The sequence below is a fragment of the Streptomyces vietnamensis genome (assembly GCF_000830005.1).
GTDB lineage: Bacteria > Actinomycetota > Actinomycetes > Streptomycetales > Streptomycetaceae > Streptomyces > Streptomyces vietnamensis.
Window position 1 is genome coordinate 3,538,494 of record NZ_CP010407.1, and the last position, 13,437, is coordinate 3,551,930.

General features: G+C 69.5%; 13 protein-coding genes. 8 read left to right on the forward strand and 5 right to left on the reverse strand.

The window, feature by feature from the left end; genetic code table 11:
* Positions 1-66: 66 nt before the first annotated feature.
* The 3 genes from SVTN_RS15595 to rsmI all read right to left on the reverse strand — a co-directional run bounded on the left by SVTN_RS15595 (position 67) and on the right by rsmI (position 2,476).
* Entirely contained in the window at positions 67-936 is an 870-nt protein-coding gene (locus tag SVTN_RS15595) for a TatD family hydrolase (RefSeq protein WP_041129647.1), read from the reverse strand.
* Between the two features lie 85 nt (positions 937-1,021).
* Entirely contained in the window at positions 1,022-1,450 is a 429-nt protein-coding gene (locus tag SVTN_RS15600; protein ID WP_041129648.1) for a hypothetical protein, read from the reverse strand.
* A 138-nt stretch (positions 1,451-1,588) separates the two neighbouring features.
* Positions 1,589-2,476, reverse strand: a complete 888-nt coding sequence (gene rsmI / locus SVTN_RS15605; RefSeq protein ID WP_174518262.1) for a 16S rRNA (cytidine(1402)-2'-O)-methyltransferase — start codon at positions 2,474-2,476, stop codon at positions 1,589-1,591.
* Between the two features lie 52 nt (positions 2,477-2,528).
* Between rsmI and SVTN_RS15610 the strand changes: the two genes are divergently transcribed.
* Both SVTN_RS15610 and SVTN_RS15615 read left to right on the forward strand, forming a co-directional pair.
* Entirely contained in the window at positions 2,529-4,277 is a 1,749-nt protein-coding gene (locus tag SVTN_RS15610) for a dolichyl-phosphate-mannose--protein mannosyltransferase (protein ID WP_041129650.1), read from the forward strand.
* A 186-nt stretch (positions 4,278-4,463) separates the two neighbouring features.
* On the forward strand, positions 4,464-4,862 hold the full coding sequence (locus SVTN_RS15615; RefSeq protein ID WP_041129651.1) for a hypothetical protein: 399 nt from the start codon (positions 4,464-4,466) through the stop codon (positions 4,860-4,862).
* Between the two features lie 1,143 nt (positions 4,863-6,005).
* Here the strand turns inward: SVTN_RS15615 and SVTN_RS15620 are convergent.
* The gene (locus tag SVTN_RS15620) at positions 6,006-7,253 is read right to left on the reverse strand and encodes an NsdA family TPR-like regulatory protein (RefSeq protein ID WP_041129652.1); all 1,248 of its coding nucleotides are present in this window, start codon (positions 7,251-7,253) and stop codon (positions 6,006-6,008) included.
* A 160-nt stretch (positions 7,254-7,413) separates the two neighbouring features.
* Entirely contained in the window at positions 7,414-7,743 is a 330-nt protein-coding gene (locus SVTN_RS15625) for a GntR family transcriptional regulator (protein ID WP_052499133.1), read from the reverse strand.
* A 212-nt stretch (positions 7,744-7,955) separates the two neighbouring features.
* Between SVTN_RS15625 and SVTN_RS15630 the strand changes: the two genes are divergently transcribed.
* The 6 genes from SVTN_RS15630 to SVTN_RS15655 all read left to right on the forward strand — a co-directional run bounded on the left by SVTN_RS15630 (position 7,956) and on the right by SVTN_RS15655 (position 13,281).
* Complete coding sequence (locus tag SVTN_RS15630; protein WP_159026456.1) at positions 7,956-8,345, forward strand: hypothetical protein; 390 nt, start codon at positions 7,956-7,958, stop codon at positions 8,343-8,345.
* Positions 8,342-8,794, forward strand: coding sequence for a helix-turn-helix domain-containing protein (locus SVTN_RS41015; RefSeq protein WP_052499134.1), 453 nt, complete (start codon positions 8,342-8,344; stop codon positions 8,792-8,794). The genes SVTN_RS15630 and SVTN_RS41015 overlap by 4 nt, the downstream gene beginning before the upstream one ends.
* Complete coding sequence (locus SVTN_RS15640; protein ID WP_041129655.1) at positions 8,791-9,348, forward strand: HNH endonuclease; 558 nt, start codon at positions 8,791-8,793, stop codon at positions 9,346-9,348. Before SVTN_RS41015 ends, SVTN_RS15640 begins: the two co-directional genes overlap by 4 nt.
* Complete coding sequence (locus tag SVTN_RS15645; RefSeq protein ID WP_041129656.1) at positions 9,345-11,009, forward strand: hypothetical protein; 1,665 nt, start codon at positions 9,345-9,347, stop codon at positions 11,007-11,009. The genes SVTN_RS15640 and SVTN_RS15645 overlap by 4 nt, the downstream gene beginning before the upstream one ends.
* 241 nt (positions 11,010-11,250) lie before the next feature.
* Positions 11,251-11,472 (forward strand): helix-turn-helix transcriptional regulator, encoded by a 222-nt coding sequence (locus SVTN_RS15650; RefSeq protein ID WP_041129657.1) that lies wholly within the window; start codon positions 11,251-11,253, stop codon positions 11,470-11,472.
* 558 nt (positions 11,473-12,030) lie between these two features.
* A complete protein-coding gene (locus tag SVTN_RS15655) occupies positions 12,031-13,281 on the forward strand; it encodes a tyrosine-type recombinase/integrase (RefSeq protein WP_041129658.1) in 1,251 nt (416 codons plus the stop codon).
* Positions 13,282-13,437 lie beyond the last annotated feature (156 nt).

Genomic DNA, 13,437 nt, shown 5'->3' on the forward strand with positions numbered 1-13,437 from the left:
CCCCGACGACCGCTACTCTCCCGGACGACCCGACTACGACACGTAACCGTTATGGATCGGTGATGCTCAGTAGTCGAAGGCGCGGGCCGTGTTCACTGCGATCGCCTCGGCCAGCTCGTTCTCCCCGATCCCGCGCACCTCGGCCATGGCCCGGACGGTGACCGGGATCAGGTATGGGGCGTTCGGGCGGCCGCGGAAGGGCGCCGGGGTGAGGAAGGGGGCGTCGGTCTCGACGAGGACCAGTTCGAGCGGGGCGACCGCGAGCGCGTCCCGCAGGTACTGGGCGTTCTTGAAGGTGACGTTGCCGGCGAAGGACATGTAGTAGCCCTTGGCGGCGCAGATCTCGGCCATGGCGGCGTCGCCGGAGTAGCAGTGGAAGACGGTCCGCTCGGGGGCGCCCTCCTCGTCCAGGACGCGCAGGACGTCGGCGTGGGCCTCCCGGTCGTGGATGACGAGGGCCTTGCCGTGGCGCTTGGCGATCTCGATGTGGGCGCGGAAGGAACGCTCCTGCGCGGCGATGCCCTCGGGGCCCGTACGGAAGAAGTCGAGGCCGGTCTCGCCGACGCCGCGCACGTACGGCAGGGCGGCGAGCCGGTCGATCTCGCCCAGGGCGTCGTCGAGGGCAGAGTCGCCGCCGCCCGGGCGGGCACCCTGGCGGGACCAGCCGTCCGGGTCGCCGAGGACGATCCGCGGGGCTTCGTTCGGGTGCAGCGCGACGGCGGCGTGCACGTTCTCGTGGGCGGCGGCCGTCTCGGCGGCCCACTGCGAGCCCTTCACGTCGCAGCCGACCTGGACGACGGTGGTCACGCCGACGGCGGCGGCCTTGACGAGGGCCTCCTCGACGGTCCCTGACTGCAGGTCCATGTGGGTGTGCGAGTCCGCGACCTCCACGAGGAGGGGTTCGGGCAGCGGCGGCGGGGCGTCCTTGGCACTCATGGCCCCGATCGTACGAGGGCCATGAGTGCCGACGCGCGGGGTTACCGGTGGCCTCCTGGTGACACCGGAGCGGGTCGCGTGTGGACTACTGGTGACGTCGGAAGGGGTGGAAGAGGTCGGACAGGTGCCAGTGGTGCGGTACCGGCGGCGCCGGCGGCTTCTCGGGAACGTCCTCGGTCAGCTCCTGGCCGATGGGTCCGGCCGGCGAGACGGGCTTCGTCGCCCGCGCCCCGTGCTGGTGCTTCTCGGTCGCGGCGACCAGGTCGAGCACCGACGACACCTGCCCCGCGCGCATGATGCGGACGACGTGTCCGCCGCAGTTCATGCAGGTGGGGCTGGACAGCGGGGAAGGGACCCGCTCTCCGTCGGCCTTGTAGACGACGAATTCCTGGCCGGCGGCGTCGACGTGGTGCTCGATGTCGTACGCCTGCTCCCAGCCGTATCCACAGCGCATGCAGGCGAAGGCGTACGCCTCATGGGCGACGGATATGCCGGTGCCGGTGATCTCGCTCATGCCAGCTCCTCTCCACTGATCAGTGGACGCCTTTTCGGGCCGGAGCGCATCAGCGGGGAAGGAACCATGGAAGGCTTTTGGTCCTTCCCTTGCCAAGCGCCCTAGGAAGAGTCCCGGCGCCGGGTTCGGCTTTGCCTTTCAGATTAGTCCTTTGCCCTTTCCAGGGCTCGACGCGTCCGCATTCTTTGCCGCCACCACGGCATCGAACACCTCCCGCTTGGGAAGTCCCGCCTCCGCCGCGACGGCGGCGATCGCCTCCTTGCGGCGCTCCCCCGCCTCCTCGCGCACCCGCACCCTGCGCACCAGCTCCTCCGCGTCGAGCTCGGCGGGGCCGGTCTCCGGGGCGCCCTCGACGACGACGGTGATCTCGCCGCGCACGCCCTCCTTCGCCCAGTCCGCGAGCTCGCCGAGCGGGCCGCGCTTGACCTCCTCGTACGTCTTGGTCAGCTCGCGGCAGACGGCGGCCCGGCGGTCGGCGCCGAAGACCTCGGCCATCGCGGCGAGGGTGTCGTCGAGGCGGTGCGGGGCCTCGAAGTAGACGAGGGTCCGTCGCTCGTCCGCGACCTCGCGGAGGCGGCCCAGGCGCTCGCCGGCCTTCCTCGGCAGGAAGCCCTCGAAGCAGAAGCGGTCCACGGGGAGCCCGGAGAGGGCGAGCGCGGTGAGCACGGCGGACGGGCCGGGGACGGCCGTCACCTTGATGTCCTGCTCGACGGCGGCGGCGACGAGCCGGTAGCCGGGGTCGGAGACGGACGGCATGCCCGCGTCGGTCACGAGCAGCACCCGGGCGCCGCCGACCAGGGCCTCGACGAGCTCCGGCGTACGGGCGGACTCGTTGCCCTCGAAGTACGAGACGACCCGGCCCGTGGTGTGGATGCCGAGCGCCCGGGTGAGGCCGCGCAGCCTCCGGGTGTCCTCGGCGGCCACGATGTCCGCGCTCTGCAGCTCGGTGGCGAGCCGGGGCGGGGCGTCCGCGATGTCACCGATGGGGGTCCCTGCGAGTACCAGCGTTCCTGTCACATGCGACATCCTCCCAGCCCGGACAGGCGACGCGCACAGGCGCGTTCCCTACGATGGCGCGGTGACCAGTACCGCACCCGAGGCCCTGGAGGGCCAGCACCCCGTGGCGGCGCCCGTGGCAGAGCCCTCTTCATGGCAGCAGAGGCTGCGGCGCTTCGGCTACGTGCCGCCCGCCGGAGAGCCGATCGGGCTGCGGGAGCGGCTCGTCCCCCCGTACACCCGGCCGTCCGAGCGGACGTGGTCGCTCCTCGGCATCGGCCCCGGCGGCGCCGAGCGGCTGTGGCGGCTGCTGGCCTGGGGCGGTCCGCTCCTGGTCACGGCGGTCGCGGGCCTGCTGCGGTTCTGGAACCTGGGCAAGCCGCACGCGGTGATATTCGACGAGACGTACTACGCCAAGGACTCCTGGGCCCTGATCAACCAGGGGTACGAGGGGGCCTGGCCGAAGGACATCGACAAGACGATCCTGAAGGACCCGGGGTCGGTCCTGATCCCGACCGACCCCGGCTATGTCGTGCACCCGCCGATGGGCAAATGGGTGATCGGCGTCGGCGAGAAGCTCTTCGGCTTCGAGCCCTTCGGCTGGCGCTTCATGGTGGCGCTGCTCGGCACGCTGTCCGTGCTGATGCTGTGCCGGATCGGCCGCCGCCTGTTCCGCTCGACGTTCCTGGGCTGTCTGGCGGGCCTGCTGCTCGCCGTCGACGGGCTGCACTTCGTGATGAGCCGCACGGCGCTGCTCGACCAGGTGCTGATGTTCTTCGTGCTCGCCGCCTTCGGCTGCCTAGTCCTCGACAGGGACCGGACGCGGGCGCGGCTCGCGGCCGCGCTCCCCGAGGACGAGGAGGGCGTGCTCCGGCCGGACGCGGAGATCGCGGAGGGCCTGCGCCTGGGCTGGCGGCCGTGGCGCCTCGCGGCCGGTGTCTCCCTCGGTCTCGCGGCGGCGACCAAGTGGAACGGCCTGTACGTGATGGTGGGCTTCGGCCTGCTCACGGTCCTGTGGGACGTCGGCGGCCGCCGCACGGCCGGCGCGGTCCGCCCGTACCTCGCGGTGATCAAGAAGGACCTGGTCCCGGCGTTCGTGTCGGTGGTGCCGGTGGCGATCGGGACGTACCTGGCGACCTGGACGGGGTGGCTGGTCACCGACAAGGGCTACTTCCGGCACTGGGCCGAGGACCACGACAAGGCGGTCGGCGGCGGCACCTGGGGCTGGCTCCCGGACTGGCTGCGCAGCCTCTGGCACTACGAGTCCGAGGTGTACACCTTCCACGTCGGCCTCACCTCGCCGCACACCTACCAGTCGAACCCCTGGTCCTGGATCGTCCTCGGCCGCCCCGTCTCGTACTTCTACGAGTCCCCCGCCCCCGGCACGGCGGGCTGCCCGGCCACCGCGAAGGAGAAGTGCGCCCAGGAGGTCCTGGCCCTCGGCACCCCGCTCCTGTGGTGGGCGGCGTGCTTCGCGATCCTCTACGTCCTGTGGCGCTGGGCCTTCCGCCGCGACTGGCGCGCGGGCGCGATCGCCTGCGGCATCGCGGCCGGCTGGCTCCCCTGGTTCCTTTACCAGGAACGCACCATCTTCCTTTTCTACGCGGTCGTCTTCGTGCCTTTCCTGTGCCTGGCGGTGGCCATGATGCTGGGCGCGATCATCGGCCCCCGCGGTTCATCGGAAAGACGCCGGACTTTCGGCGCGGTGGCGGCGGGATGTCTCGTCCTGCTCATCGTCTGGAATTTCATCTACTTCTGGCCCATCTACACCGGGACTCCCATTCCGATGGACCAGTGGCGGGCGCGGATCTGGCTCGACACCTGGGTGTAGCAGGGGAATTGCACGAGGAGGGCGCGACCGGTGGTCGCGCCCTCCTGGTTGTTGTCGGTGGCTGACGGTGGGCCCCGGCGACCCCTCGACGGCCCACAGACGGCCCGGACGGCCCCGATATCGCCCGCCTCATCGCCGCTCCATCGGTACGATCCGACCCAACTGTCATGACGAGGAGGGCGGGGCATGGACAGGCAGCGCGACGACGACTACGGCCCACACAGCTACGACTACGGGCTCTCCTACGAACCGGACCCTTTCGCTCCGCCGGGCCCCATTGACGATCCCGACTCATGGGAACTCGACTTCCGGGAGCAAGACCCGAACGAGGATCACGCTGAAGCAACGTGGGAGCAGGCTTTTCGCGAGGGGCACATCACCCGCGAACAGCTCGCCCAACGGCACCGCTTCCGCGAGCAACCATCGGCTCCGATGCCTCGCCGGGACCCGGCAGTGTTCCGGCGGGCGATCGAGAACGTCCAAGGGAAGCTCGCTGACCCCAACCTGGCTCCGGAGGAACGAGCTCTGCAGGAGCAGATTCTGGGCTGGCTGCAGGAGGACCTCCGAGCCGCAGAGGCCGAGTAGCGGGAAGGGCTTTTCAGAGGGGAGGGACGGCGGCTCACCCTTGGTCGGCCACCCCCTCCTGAAAAGCCTCTCCTACCTCTCGTCCTAGAGAGTTGAGGGGAAACAGCGTCCGCAGCGTCCGCAGCCCTTCCCGTGCCGTTCCTGACCTGCGGTTTCCGTGCGGACGCTAAACAAAATGTATAGCGTCCGTCAGCGTCCGCAGCGTCCGCAAGATCTCCTCTCCTCTAAGAGCATCACCCCAGGTCAGAGCGCTCTTAGAGCAAAGTGGCCGCCGGACGCTAGACCTCCCGTGCCACGCCACCGCGTACAGACAAGAGGAGCACGCCCCCCGCACGGGGTACTCCTCTTGTCTGTGCGCGGCTACCGCTCAGGGCGTCCTCGGCTCCGAGGGCGGAGCACTGGCGCTTGTCTTGTCGCTTGTCTTGTCGCTTGTCGCCCCGCAGGTCAGAGGACTTAGGCCGCGCCAAGGCCAGCGTGCAGCGCGTCTCCGGACAGGCGACAAGACAAGCGACAAGGCACGGAGCGCATAGTGGCCGGCCGCACAGGCAAAAGGAGCACCCCGTCCCGGCGAGGCGGTGCTCCTCTTGTTCTTCGGCGACTTGTCGCCGCCCAAGGGGCGTGCCGCTGTGCGGCTCCCCTTTTCACGCCCGAAGGCGCGCACAACAACAGACACAGGCCCCTCTCTTTTTCTTAAGTAGGAACCGCTGCGTCACCTGCGTCACCACCGGCCCGAAAACGGCCTCTGAGCTGCACCGGCAGGGGTGACGCAGAGCCCAAATGCCTGCGTCACCTTGCGTCACCTGCGTCACCCCGTGACGGACGGCTGCGTCACCGGTGACGCAGGCCCCCACCCCTCTGCGTCACCGAAACCCACAGGTCAACGCCACCGATGACGCTGATGACGCGATGACGCAGAAATCCCCACCTCGGACACACACCGACTGCCTATCGCCATCCTCGATAGCATCGACTCCCTGCACCCCTGCTAGACCTAGCAGTCATTGCCGCTAGGTCTAGCAGGGGTGCTAGCGGCCTATCCGTGGGCTGACCTGCGGACTAGCATCTAGCACGAGACAGGCAAGAGCCCCGGTTCGCGGAGGAACTCGGGGCTCAAGGGCCGGGATGGCCCGCTAGCTTCGGTCGCTACTGCGGCAGAAATCCCGGCTTCTCTCGCCCGAGCGCCTGGAGGCGTGCGAGGTAGTCCTGGGCGGCCGGTTCGGTGCTGTACCGGCGCTTCACTTCTGCAGCGAGTTCACGGCTCGTCATGATGAGCGAGGGGACCGACTGTCTGTCACCCTGGAGCGCCCGCTCTCCCATGATGAGCGCCTGCTCCAGATCTCCCTCGCGGGCCGCAGTCACGCCGAGCGTTACCCGCGCCTCCGCGTTGCGCATGGGCGAGCGCTCCGTCCCGTCGAAGTCCGTGCCCGCGCGGAGCACTTCCTCGGCGAGGTTCCGGGCCAGCTTGTCCTCGCCCACCAGGCGGTAGCAGTCCATCGAGTAGAAGTCGAACTTCGCGGGGTCGACCACGAAGTGGTTGTCCAGGTTCTCCGGGTGCGGCATCCCTTCGAGCAGCCGCCGGCCTTTGTCGAGGGCGACCTCGACCTGTCGGCGGTCACCGAGCCGCGCCCATGCCTTCGCCTCTTGTCCCGCGAGCTGCACTGCGACGCCGTGGTGAGCGGCGACTTCCGCACCGGCCTGAGCCGCGGCGATGACTCCCCGGTAGTCACCGGTCGTGAGAGCGAACCATGCCCGCATCTCATGCGCCCATCCGGCAACCTCAGCGTGATCCGCCTCCGTGGCGATCGAGAGCGCCGCCCGGCGCGTCGACTCAGCCGCGTGGCGGTCGCCAGAGTCGTACTCCACGCAGCCCACGAGCAGAGCCAGCCACCCGGAGAGCGCCAGCACCTCCCGATGCTGAGCAAGGGTGAGGCTCTTCGAGTGCAGCTCTACAACCCTGCGGAGCCACTGACGACCCTCGATCAGCAACTGGCTGCTCGGCATGAACGGGTACTCGGAGCAGAGGCGGTCTGTCGTGATCCGCAGGGCGTCGAGCGTCGCATTGTCGACGTCGGACCGGTTGAGTCGACTGACGATCTCCAACGTCTCCATACCGCTCGCCGCCAAGATCTCGCTGTCCCCGTCCCGCCGAGACGGCGCCGGGAACAACGCGTTCGTCACAGTGCCGAACACGGCCGCGATGATGGGGCGATAGAAGTCGTTCGGGAGAGCGCCGGCCTCCCACCGCTTCCACTGCCGGATCATGCTGTCGTCGGACGGGAGCTCCGAGGGGGCATGGGCCCGAAGAGCCCTCACCGCATCCCGTTGTGACCAGTCGCGCGCCGCTCGCTCACCAGCGATGCGCCGTGCCCATGCAGGCCTGTCGTCGCCCATGTGCCCTCTCTTCCGAGTGCTTACCGCGAGTCTGGCCGATCGACCGGGGGGACACGCAAGGGACAGTCCGGGGACACCGGTGCCGTCCCCTCGTCCGCAGAGATGCCACTACATGTGCCACTAGTGGCCCATACTCCGTCTCCATCAAGCTAGGCACAGATCAAGCACGGCCTGACTCGGAGCGCCCCTCCAGCGCTGCGACTCGTTCAGTCAACGCCTGAATCTGGGAGCGGATTTCCTTGAGCTCGTCGTCCTTATCGACCGCCTCACCACCACTCACGAAGTTACCCATGTTCCCTGCCGAGATGATCGCCCCCTCAGTACGCAGGATCGCGAGACCGTTCTGGATGGTCTGGCCGGCGAAGCCAAACCGCTCGACCAACTCCCTTTGGGTAGGCAGCCGCTCGCCGGGCTTCATCTTCTTGACTTCCTCGCGGAGCGCATCGGCCACCTGAGCGGCCTTCGACTTCGGAACCCCAGTGCCAGTCATGCCCTGAGGGTACCCACTAGAGCGAACTAGTGCACGCTATTGCGCAACGCTTGACGACTAGCGTGCACTAGTGCACGCTAGTTAACAGATCGAGCCCAGCAAGACCGGGCCCGACCAAAGAGAAACCCCTGGTCAGAGGCCAGGGGATAGCAGGGAGCGGCGCTCGCGGCCAAGCAAAGTCACCGCTCCCCGACCCACGAAGGGGTACTCCCATGATGCCTGTTTCCCTTGCTCTGCGGTTAGCCGGTCGCCCGGTCGGCGGTCACGTCGACGCGTTCGGCGCCCCCGACCCGAACGAGCCGGTGCGGATCAGCGTCCCCGTCACGGCGCACGTGTCGTTCGCGGAGCTGCTGACGCTGCTGGTGACGACCCCGGGTGTGTGCCTGGACTACGCGGACCTGGTCAAGGACGACGTCGTACGCGACTCGGTGCGGTTCGCGCTGATCACCACGGACCTCCTCTCGCTGGACCAGCGGTCCGAGCGCGTCATGGCCGTCTACCGGGGCGACGCGCCCGGGAGCCACGCCCTGCCGCCGTTCGAGTACCTGCGGTGCGTCGGCTCCGCGATCACCCGCGTGTTCGGAGTGGAGGCGGCGCTGTGACGATCGCACCCGAAACCCCGTTGAACCTGCCCGCCCCGACGCCCGTCGAGGGCAACCTGCGGCTGGCGGCAGCCATCGTCGAGGCCGACCTGACCTACGCCGAACTCGCCGAACAGCTCCAGGTCGACCCCAAGACCGTGGAACGGTGGGTGAACGAGCCCGGACGCCGCCCCTACGCCCGTCACGCCCACGCCGTCGCCCGCGCCCTGGGAACGACCGTGTGGGACCTGTGGCCCGCCATGCGGCCGAAGGAGCTGGCCCCGCAGGCGCCCGCCGTGGTGCCGGTGCCGCCGGTCCTGCTGGCGGCCGCCCGGGACGCGCTGAGCCGGGTCGAGAACCTCGACCTCGGCACGGCGAGCCCGACCGCCATGGCCATGCACCTGGGTTCCCTGTCCGCCGCGCTGCGGACCGTGCTCGATCTGGTCGACGTCTCCGGGGTGACCGGATGAGCCTGCACGCCTCTCCGCGGCTCAACGCCGCCCGTCGTCGCGGCCGCAAGGCGCAGCTCGCGGCCCGCGACGGCTGGCGGTGCGCCTACTGCCGGCACCCGTTCAAGGACCTTCGTGAGGCGACGATGGACCACGTCGTGCCGATCTCGCTCTACCGGACGTGGTCCGCGAACGCCCTCGTGCTCGCCTGCCAGCCCTGCAACCACATCAAGGCCGACCGACTGTTCCTCTCGCTCGCGCTGCTGCTCGTCTGGTCGACCGGCCCCGTGTTCACGGGTGTTCAGCCGACCGACGCCCCGACCGACCTGCCGTCCCCTGCGCCCGACCCGTCGGCCGACTCGGAGCCGATCCGGTTCGGGCCGGATCAAGTCGACTGGCTGGCGCTCGCGCGGATCGTTCACGCCCGTTCATCGGCCGCACGGTCTACCGCTGACCAGGCAAAGCATCGCGAACCGGCCGAGCGTCGCGTGCGGATCGGTCGACTCGACCAGCGGCGGCGTGCGGCCCGGATGAACACCTGTGAGCAGTCGACCGATCGAGGGGTGAGCGCGTGAACAGCACCACCAAGCCGGTGAACGGGACCGCCCGACCGACCGGTCCCGACCGGTCGGTCGACCCGGCGCCCGTGAACACCGGGCAGTCGGCCGTGAACACCGGACGGGGAGCGGTGAACACGCGCCCGCCGGTCGACGACGGGGGCAAGAAGCCGTCGGCCGCCGTGCGGCTGGTCGCCCTCGCCCGTGAGCGGTACCGGTTCGTCATGTCGACCGACGGCCGTCCCTACGCGGTCGCGGTCGACGGCCCGAACGTCGCCCTGCCCCTGCGGGGTCGGTCCGGTGTCCGGCAGCGTCTCGCCCGCCTGTACGCGGAGACGTTCGACGGCGACGTGGCCTCGCAGTCCGCGCTGGCGGACGCGATGACCGTGCTGGAGGGAATCGCCGAGTCGGACGACCCGGTACAGGTGCACCTGCGGGTCGGGCACGACGACGCCGGGACGATCGTGGTCGACCTCGGCACCGCCGACGGTCGCGCGGTCACCGTCACCGCCGGCGGCTGGCACGTCGTCGAGCGCTCCCCGGTCCTCTTCCGCCGGTCCGGGGCCATGGCACCCATGCCCGCACCGGTCCTTCTCGGCGACGGGCTGTCCATGCTCCACAGCCTGCTGAACATGGACGAGTCCGCCTTCCGCCAGCTCGTCACGTGGCTGATCGCCGCGTGGATGCCGACCATCCCCCACCCCGTCCTCACCTTCAAGGGCGAGCAGGGCACCGGGAAGTCCGCCGCCGCGCAGATGATGGTCAACCTGATCGATCCCTCCCCGGCCGCGAAGCGCTCGCAGCCCCGGGACATCAAGGTGTGGGCCACGCAGGCGTTCAGCTCCTGGGCCCTGTGCCTGGACAACATCTCCGCCATCCCCCCGTGGCTGTCGGACACCCTGTGCAAGGCCGTCACGGGCGACGCGATCGTGGACCGGGCCCTCTACACCGACGACGACGTCGTGGTCCTCTCCTTCCGGCGCGTGCTGGCCATGACGACCATCGACGCCGGAGCTCTCGCCGGAGACCTCGCCGAGCGACTGCTCATGCTCGACCTCCAGTTGATCGAACCGGAGCAGCGGCGTACGGAGGAGGAGTTGGCGACCGCGTTCGAGACGATCCGGCCGGCCGTCCTCGGCTCGCTCTTCGACCTCCTCGCGTCCGTCCTCGCCGTCCTGCCGCACGTGAAGCTGGACGCGCTCCCGCGCATGGCCGACTTCGCCCGCGTCCTCGCGGCCGTCGACCAGGTCATGGAGTGGACGACGCTGGACGACTACCTCGCCGCGTCCGCGAACGTCGCCGGAGACGCCCTGGAGGGCGACCCGTTCGGCGCCGCACTCGCCTCCCTGGTGGAGCAGTGCGGCACGTGGACCGGGACTGCCGCCCAGCTCCTGGAGCACGTCCCGCCTCCGGGCGGCATCCGGCCGCCCACGTGGCCCAAGGACGCCACCCGCGCCAGCGGGAAGGTCAAGCGCCTCGCCCCGCTCCTGCGGTCGATCGGCATCACCGTGGACGACACGCAACGTAGCCAGGACCGGCACCGCAGCAGGCTCCTTGTCCTGACCCGGACCGACCTCGCACAGGAGACAGCGTCCGCAGTGTCCGCGCCCCCGACCGGCCCTCTCTGGCCCGACGTGGCTCCGATCGGTCAGGGGGGCACGGTCCCTGACCTGGACTGACACCGCCGGACCGGGCCGCGAAATAGCGGCCCGGACACGGCCGGAGCTGCGGACGCTACAGCCGTCCAGTGTCCGCAGCGTCCGCCCTAGCGTCCGCACCTCTCACAGTCTCTGACCTGCACGAACGATTGAGTGCGGACGCTAGGGGGCTGCGGACGCTGCGATACACCGAATCTCTAGGACGGCTACCGGCACCACTCCCACCCCGCCCCACGCCGGACACGAGGAGTAACCAACTCTCATGGTCAGCAAGCCGATCGAGACCCTGCGCGCCGGGCTTCCGGACCGCTATCTCACCCCCGAGGACATCGCAGCGATGTTCGCCGTCCCTATCGAGACCGTCTACCACTGGCGCAAGCAGCGCACCGGCCCGCCCGGTTTCCGTGTCGGCCGCCACGTCCGCTACGACCCTGCTGCTGTCCGCACCTGGGTCCAGCACCAGGAAGCCACCGACGCCGCCTGACGCGCCGGCCGAGCGGAAGGTAGAGCCCCTCCCGCTACCCGTGACGGCGTCACACCCCCGTCACGCCCCACCGTCACACCCCCGCCGGAGCCGCTCAGGTAGGGGGAGCCCTTTACCCCGGTAGAGGGGGCGGTAAAGGTCGCTGACCTGCGAGGTAAGGCGGGTAAAGGGGGCGGAGTCACGGCGGTCACGCCCGCGTCACGGCCGTCACGGAGCCGATAACCCCGGGGCGCCTCGCTCTCACTGGCCCCGGTGGGGCCCGGCGGGCCATGTGGCTGCCGCCCGGGATTCGAACCCGGGGTTCCGCAGCCGGGCGAACCGGCGTACGGAGTCCTCGGCCGCTAGACGACGACAACCGCGCGCAGCCTATCCGGCCAGGGAGGCAGGGAGAACTCCCTGACCGCCTCCCTGCCGGTGACCTGCACAAAGCCTCATCCAGGGAGGCAGGGAGGCACGCTCCCCAGCCGCCCCGAAACCCCTTCATAGCCGCTTCCACGGCACCCCCATGCCTCCCTCCCTGAAGGCAGGCACCCCACCAACCGAGAGGACGCAGCCCACATGGCTGGCCACATCCAAGACCGCTGGTACAAGACCGAGAAGGGCCCCGACGACAAGCCCCGCCGGGTCAAATCCGACCGCTACGGCACGGGCATGCGCTACCGGGCCCGATACATCGGCCCCGACGGCACGGAGAAGTCCAAGAGCTTCCCCGACAAGCAGAAGCGCCTCGCCGAGCTGTGGCTGATCGAGACGGCGGCCGACATGGCGCGGGGACAGTACGTCGACCCACGGGCGGGCCGCGTCACCTTCCGGCAGTTCGCGGAGAAGTGGGTGGCGACGCACACGACCGAGGTGAACAGCCGCGAGGCCGCCGAGCGAAGGCTCCGCCTGCACGCGTTCCCGTACATCGGGACCAGGCCACTCGCGTCGTTCCAGCCCGGTCACATCCGCACGTGGCTCGGCGAGTTGGAGTCCAGCGTGCCCGCGGCCTCCCACCGCCGGATCGTCTTCGGCACCGTCTCGGCCGCGTTCAGCGCGGCCCTGGACGACGGACTCATCTCGAAGAACCCGTGCAAGGCCAAGTCCATCCAGATCCCGAAAGCCAGCCACACCCGCGTCGTCCCCTGGACGGCAGCCCAGGTGTTCGGCGTGCGGGCCGCCCTGCCGGAGCGTCTGAGGGCCTCCGTGGACGCGGCCGGCGGATGCGGACTGCGGCAGGGAGAAGTCTTCGGCCTGTCCGAGGACGAGGTGGACCACGACGGCGGCTGGATCTCCGTGGAGCATCAGCTCAAGCGGATCCGGGGCAAGTTCGTCTTCGCTCTCCCGAAGGGTGGCAAGGTGCGAGACGTGCCCCTTCCTCCGTCCGTGTCGGCCGCGCTTCAGGCGCACTCGGAGCGGCACCCGCCCGTCAAGGTCACGCTCCCCTGGCGAACCCCCGACGGGCCGCTCGTGACCAAGTCGCTCCTCTTCACCGGGGCGGCCGGCGGCCACATCCGGGTGAGCCACTTCAACGACTTCATGTGGAAGCCCGCTCTCGCCGCTGTGGGCATCATCCCGGAGCCGGAGGAGGGCGAGCGGTACGCGTCGGCCCCGGAACACGGCATGCACGCCCTGAGGCACTTCTACGCCTCCGTGCTCCTGGACGCCGGCGAGAACATCCGGGCCCTGAGCCAGTACCTCGGCCACGCCGACCCCGGGTTCACGCTCCGGACGTACACGCACCTCATGTCGAGTAGCGAGGGGCGGACCCGCAAGGCAGTGGAGAGCCTATACGACTTGTCTCACGAATTCGACAGCGCGTACGAATAGAAAAGCGCGTGCGGGCCGCGATGCATCGGGGCCCGCACACGCAGCCGTCGACACGCCCCTAGAAACCAATCCCCCCTTGGAGGAATTCCCATACTTGCCACATGACAAGCGACCATCATCAGCACCGCTGGAATATTTTTTTCGCACTCATCGGCA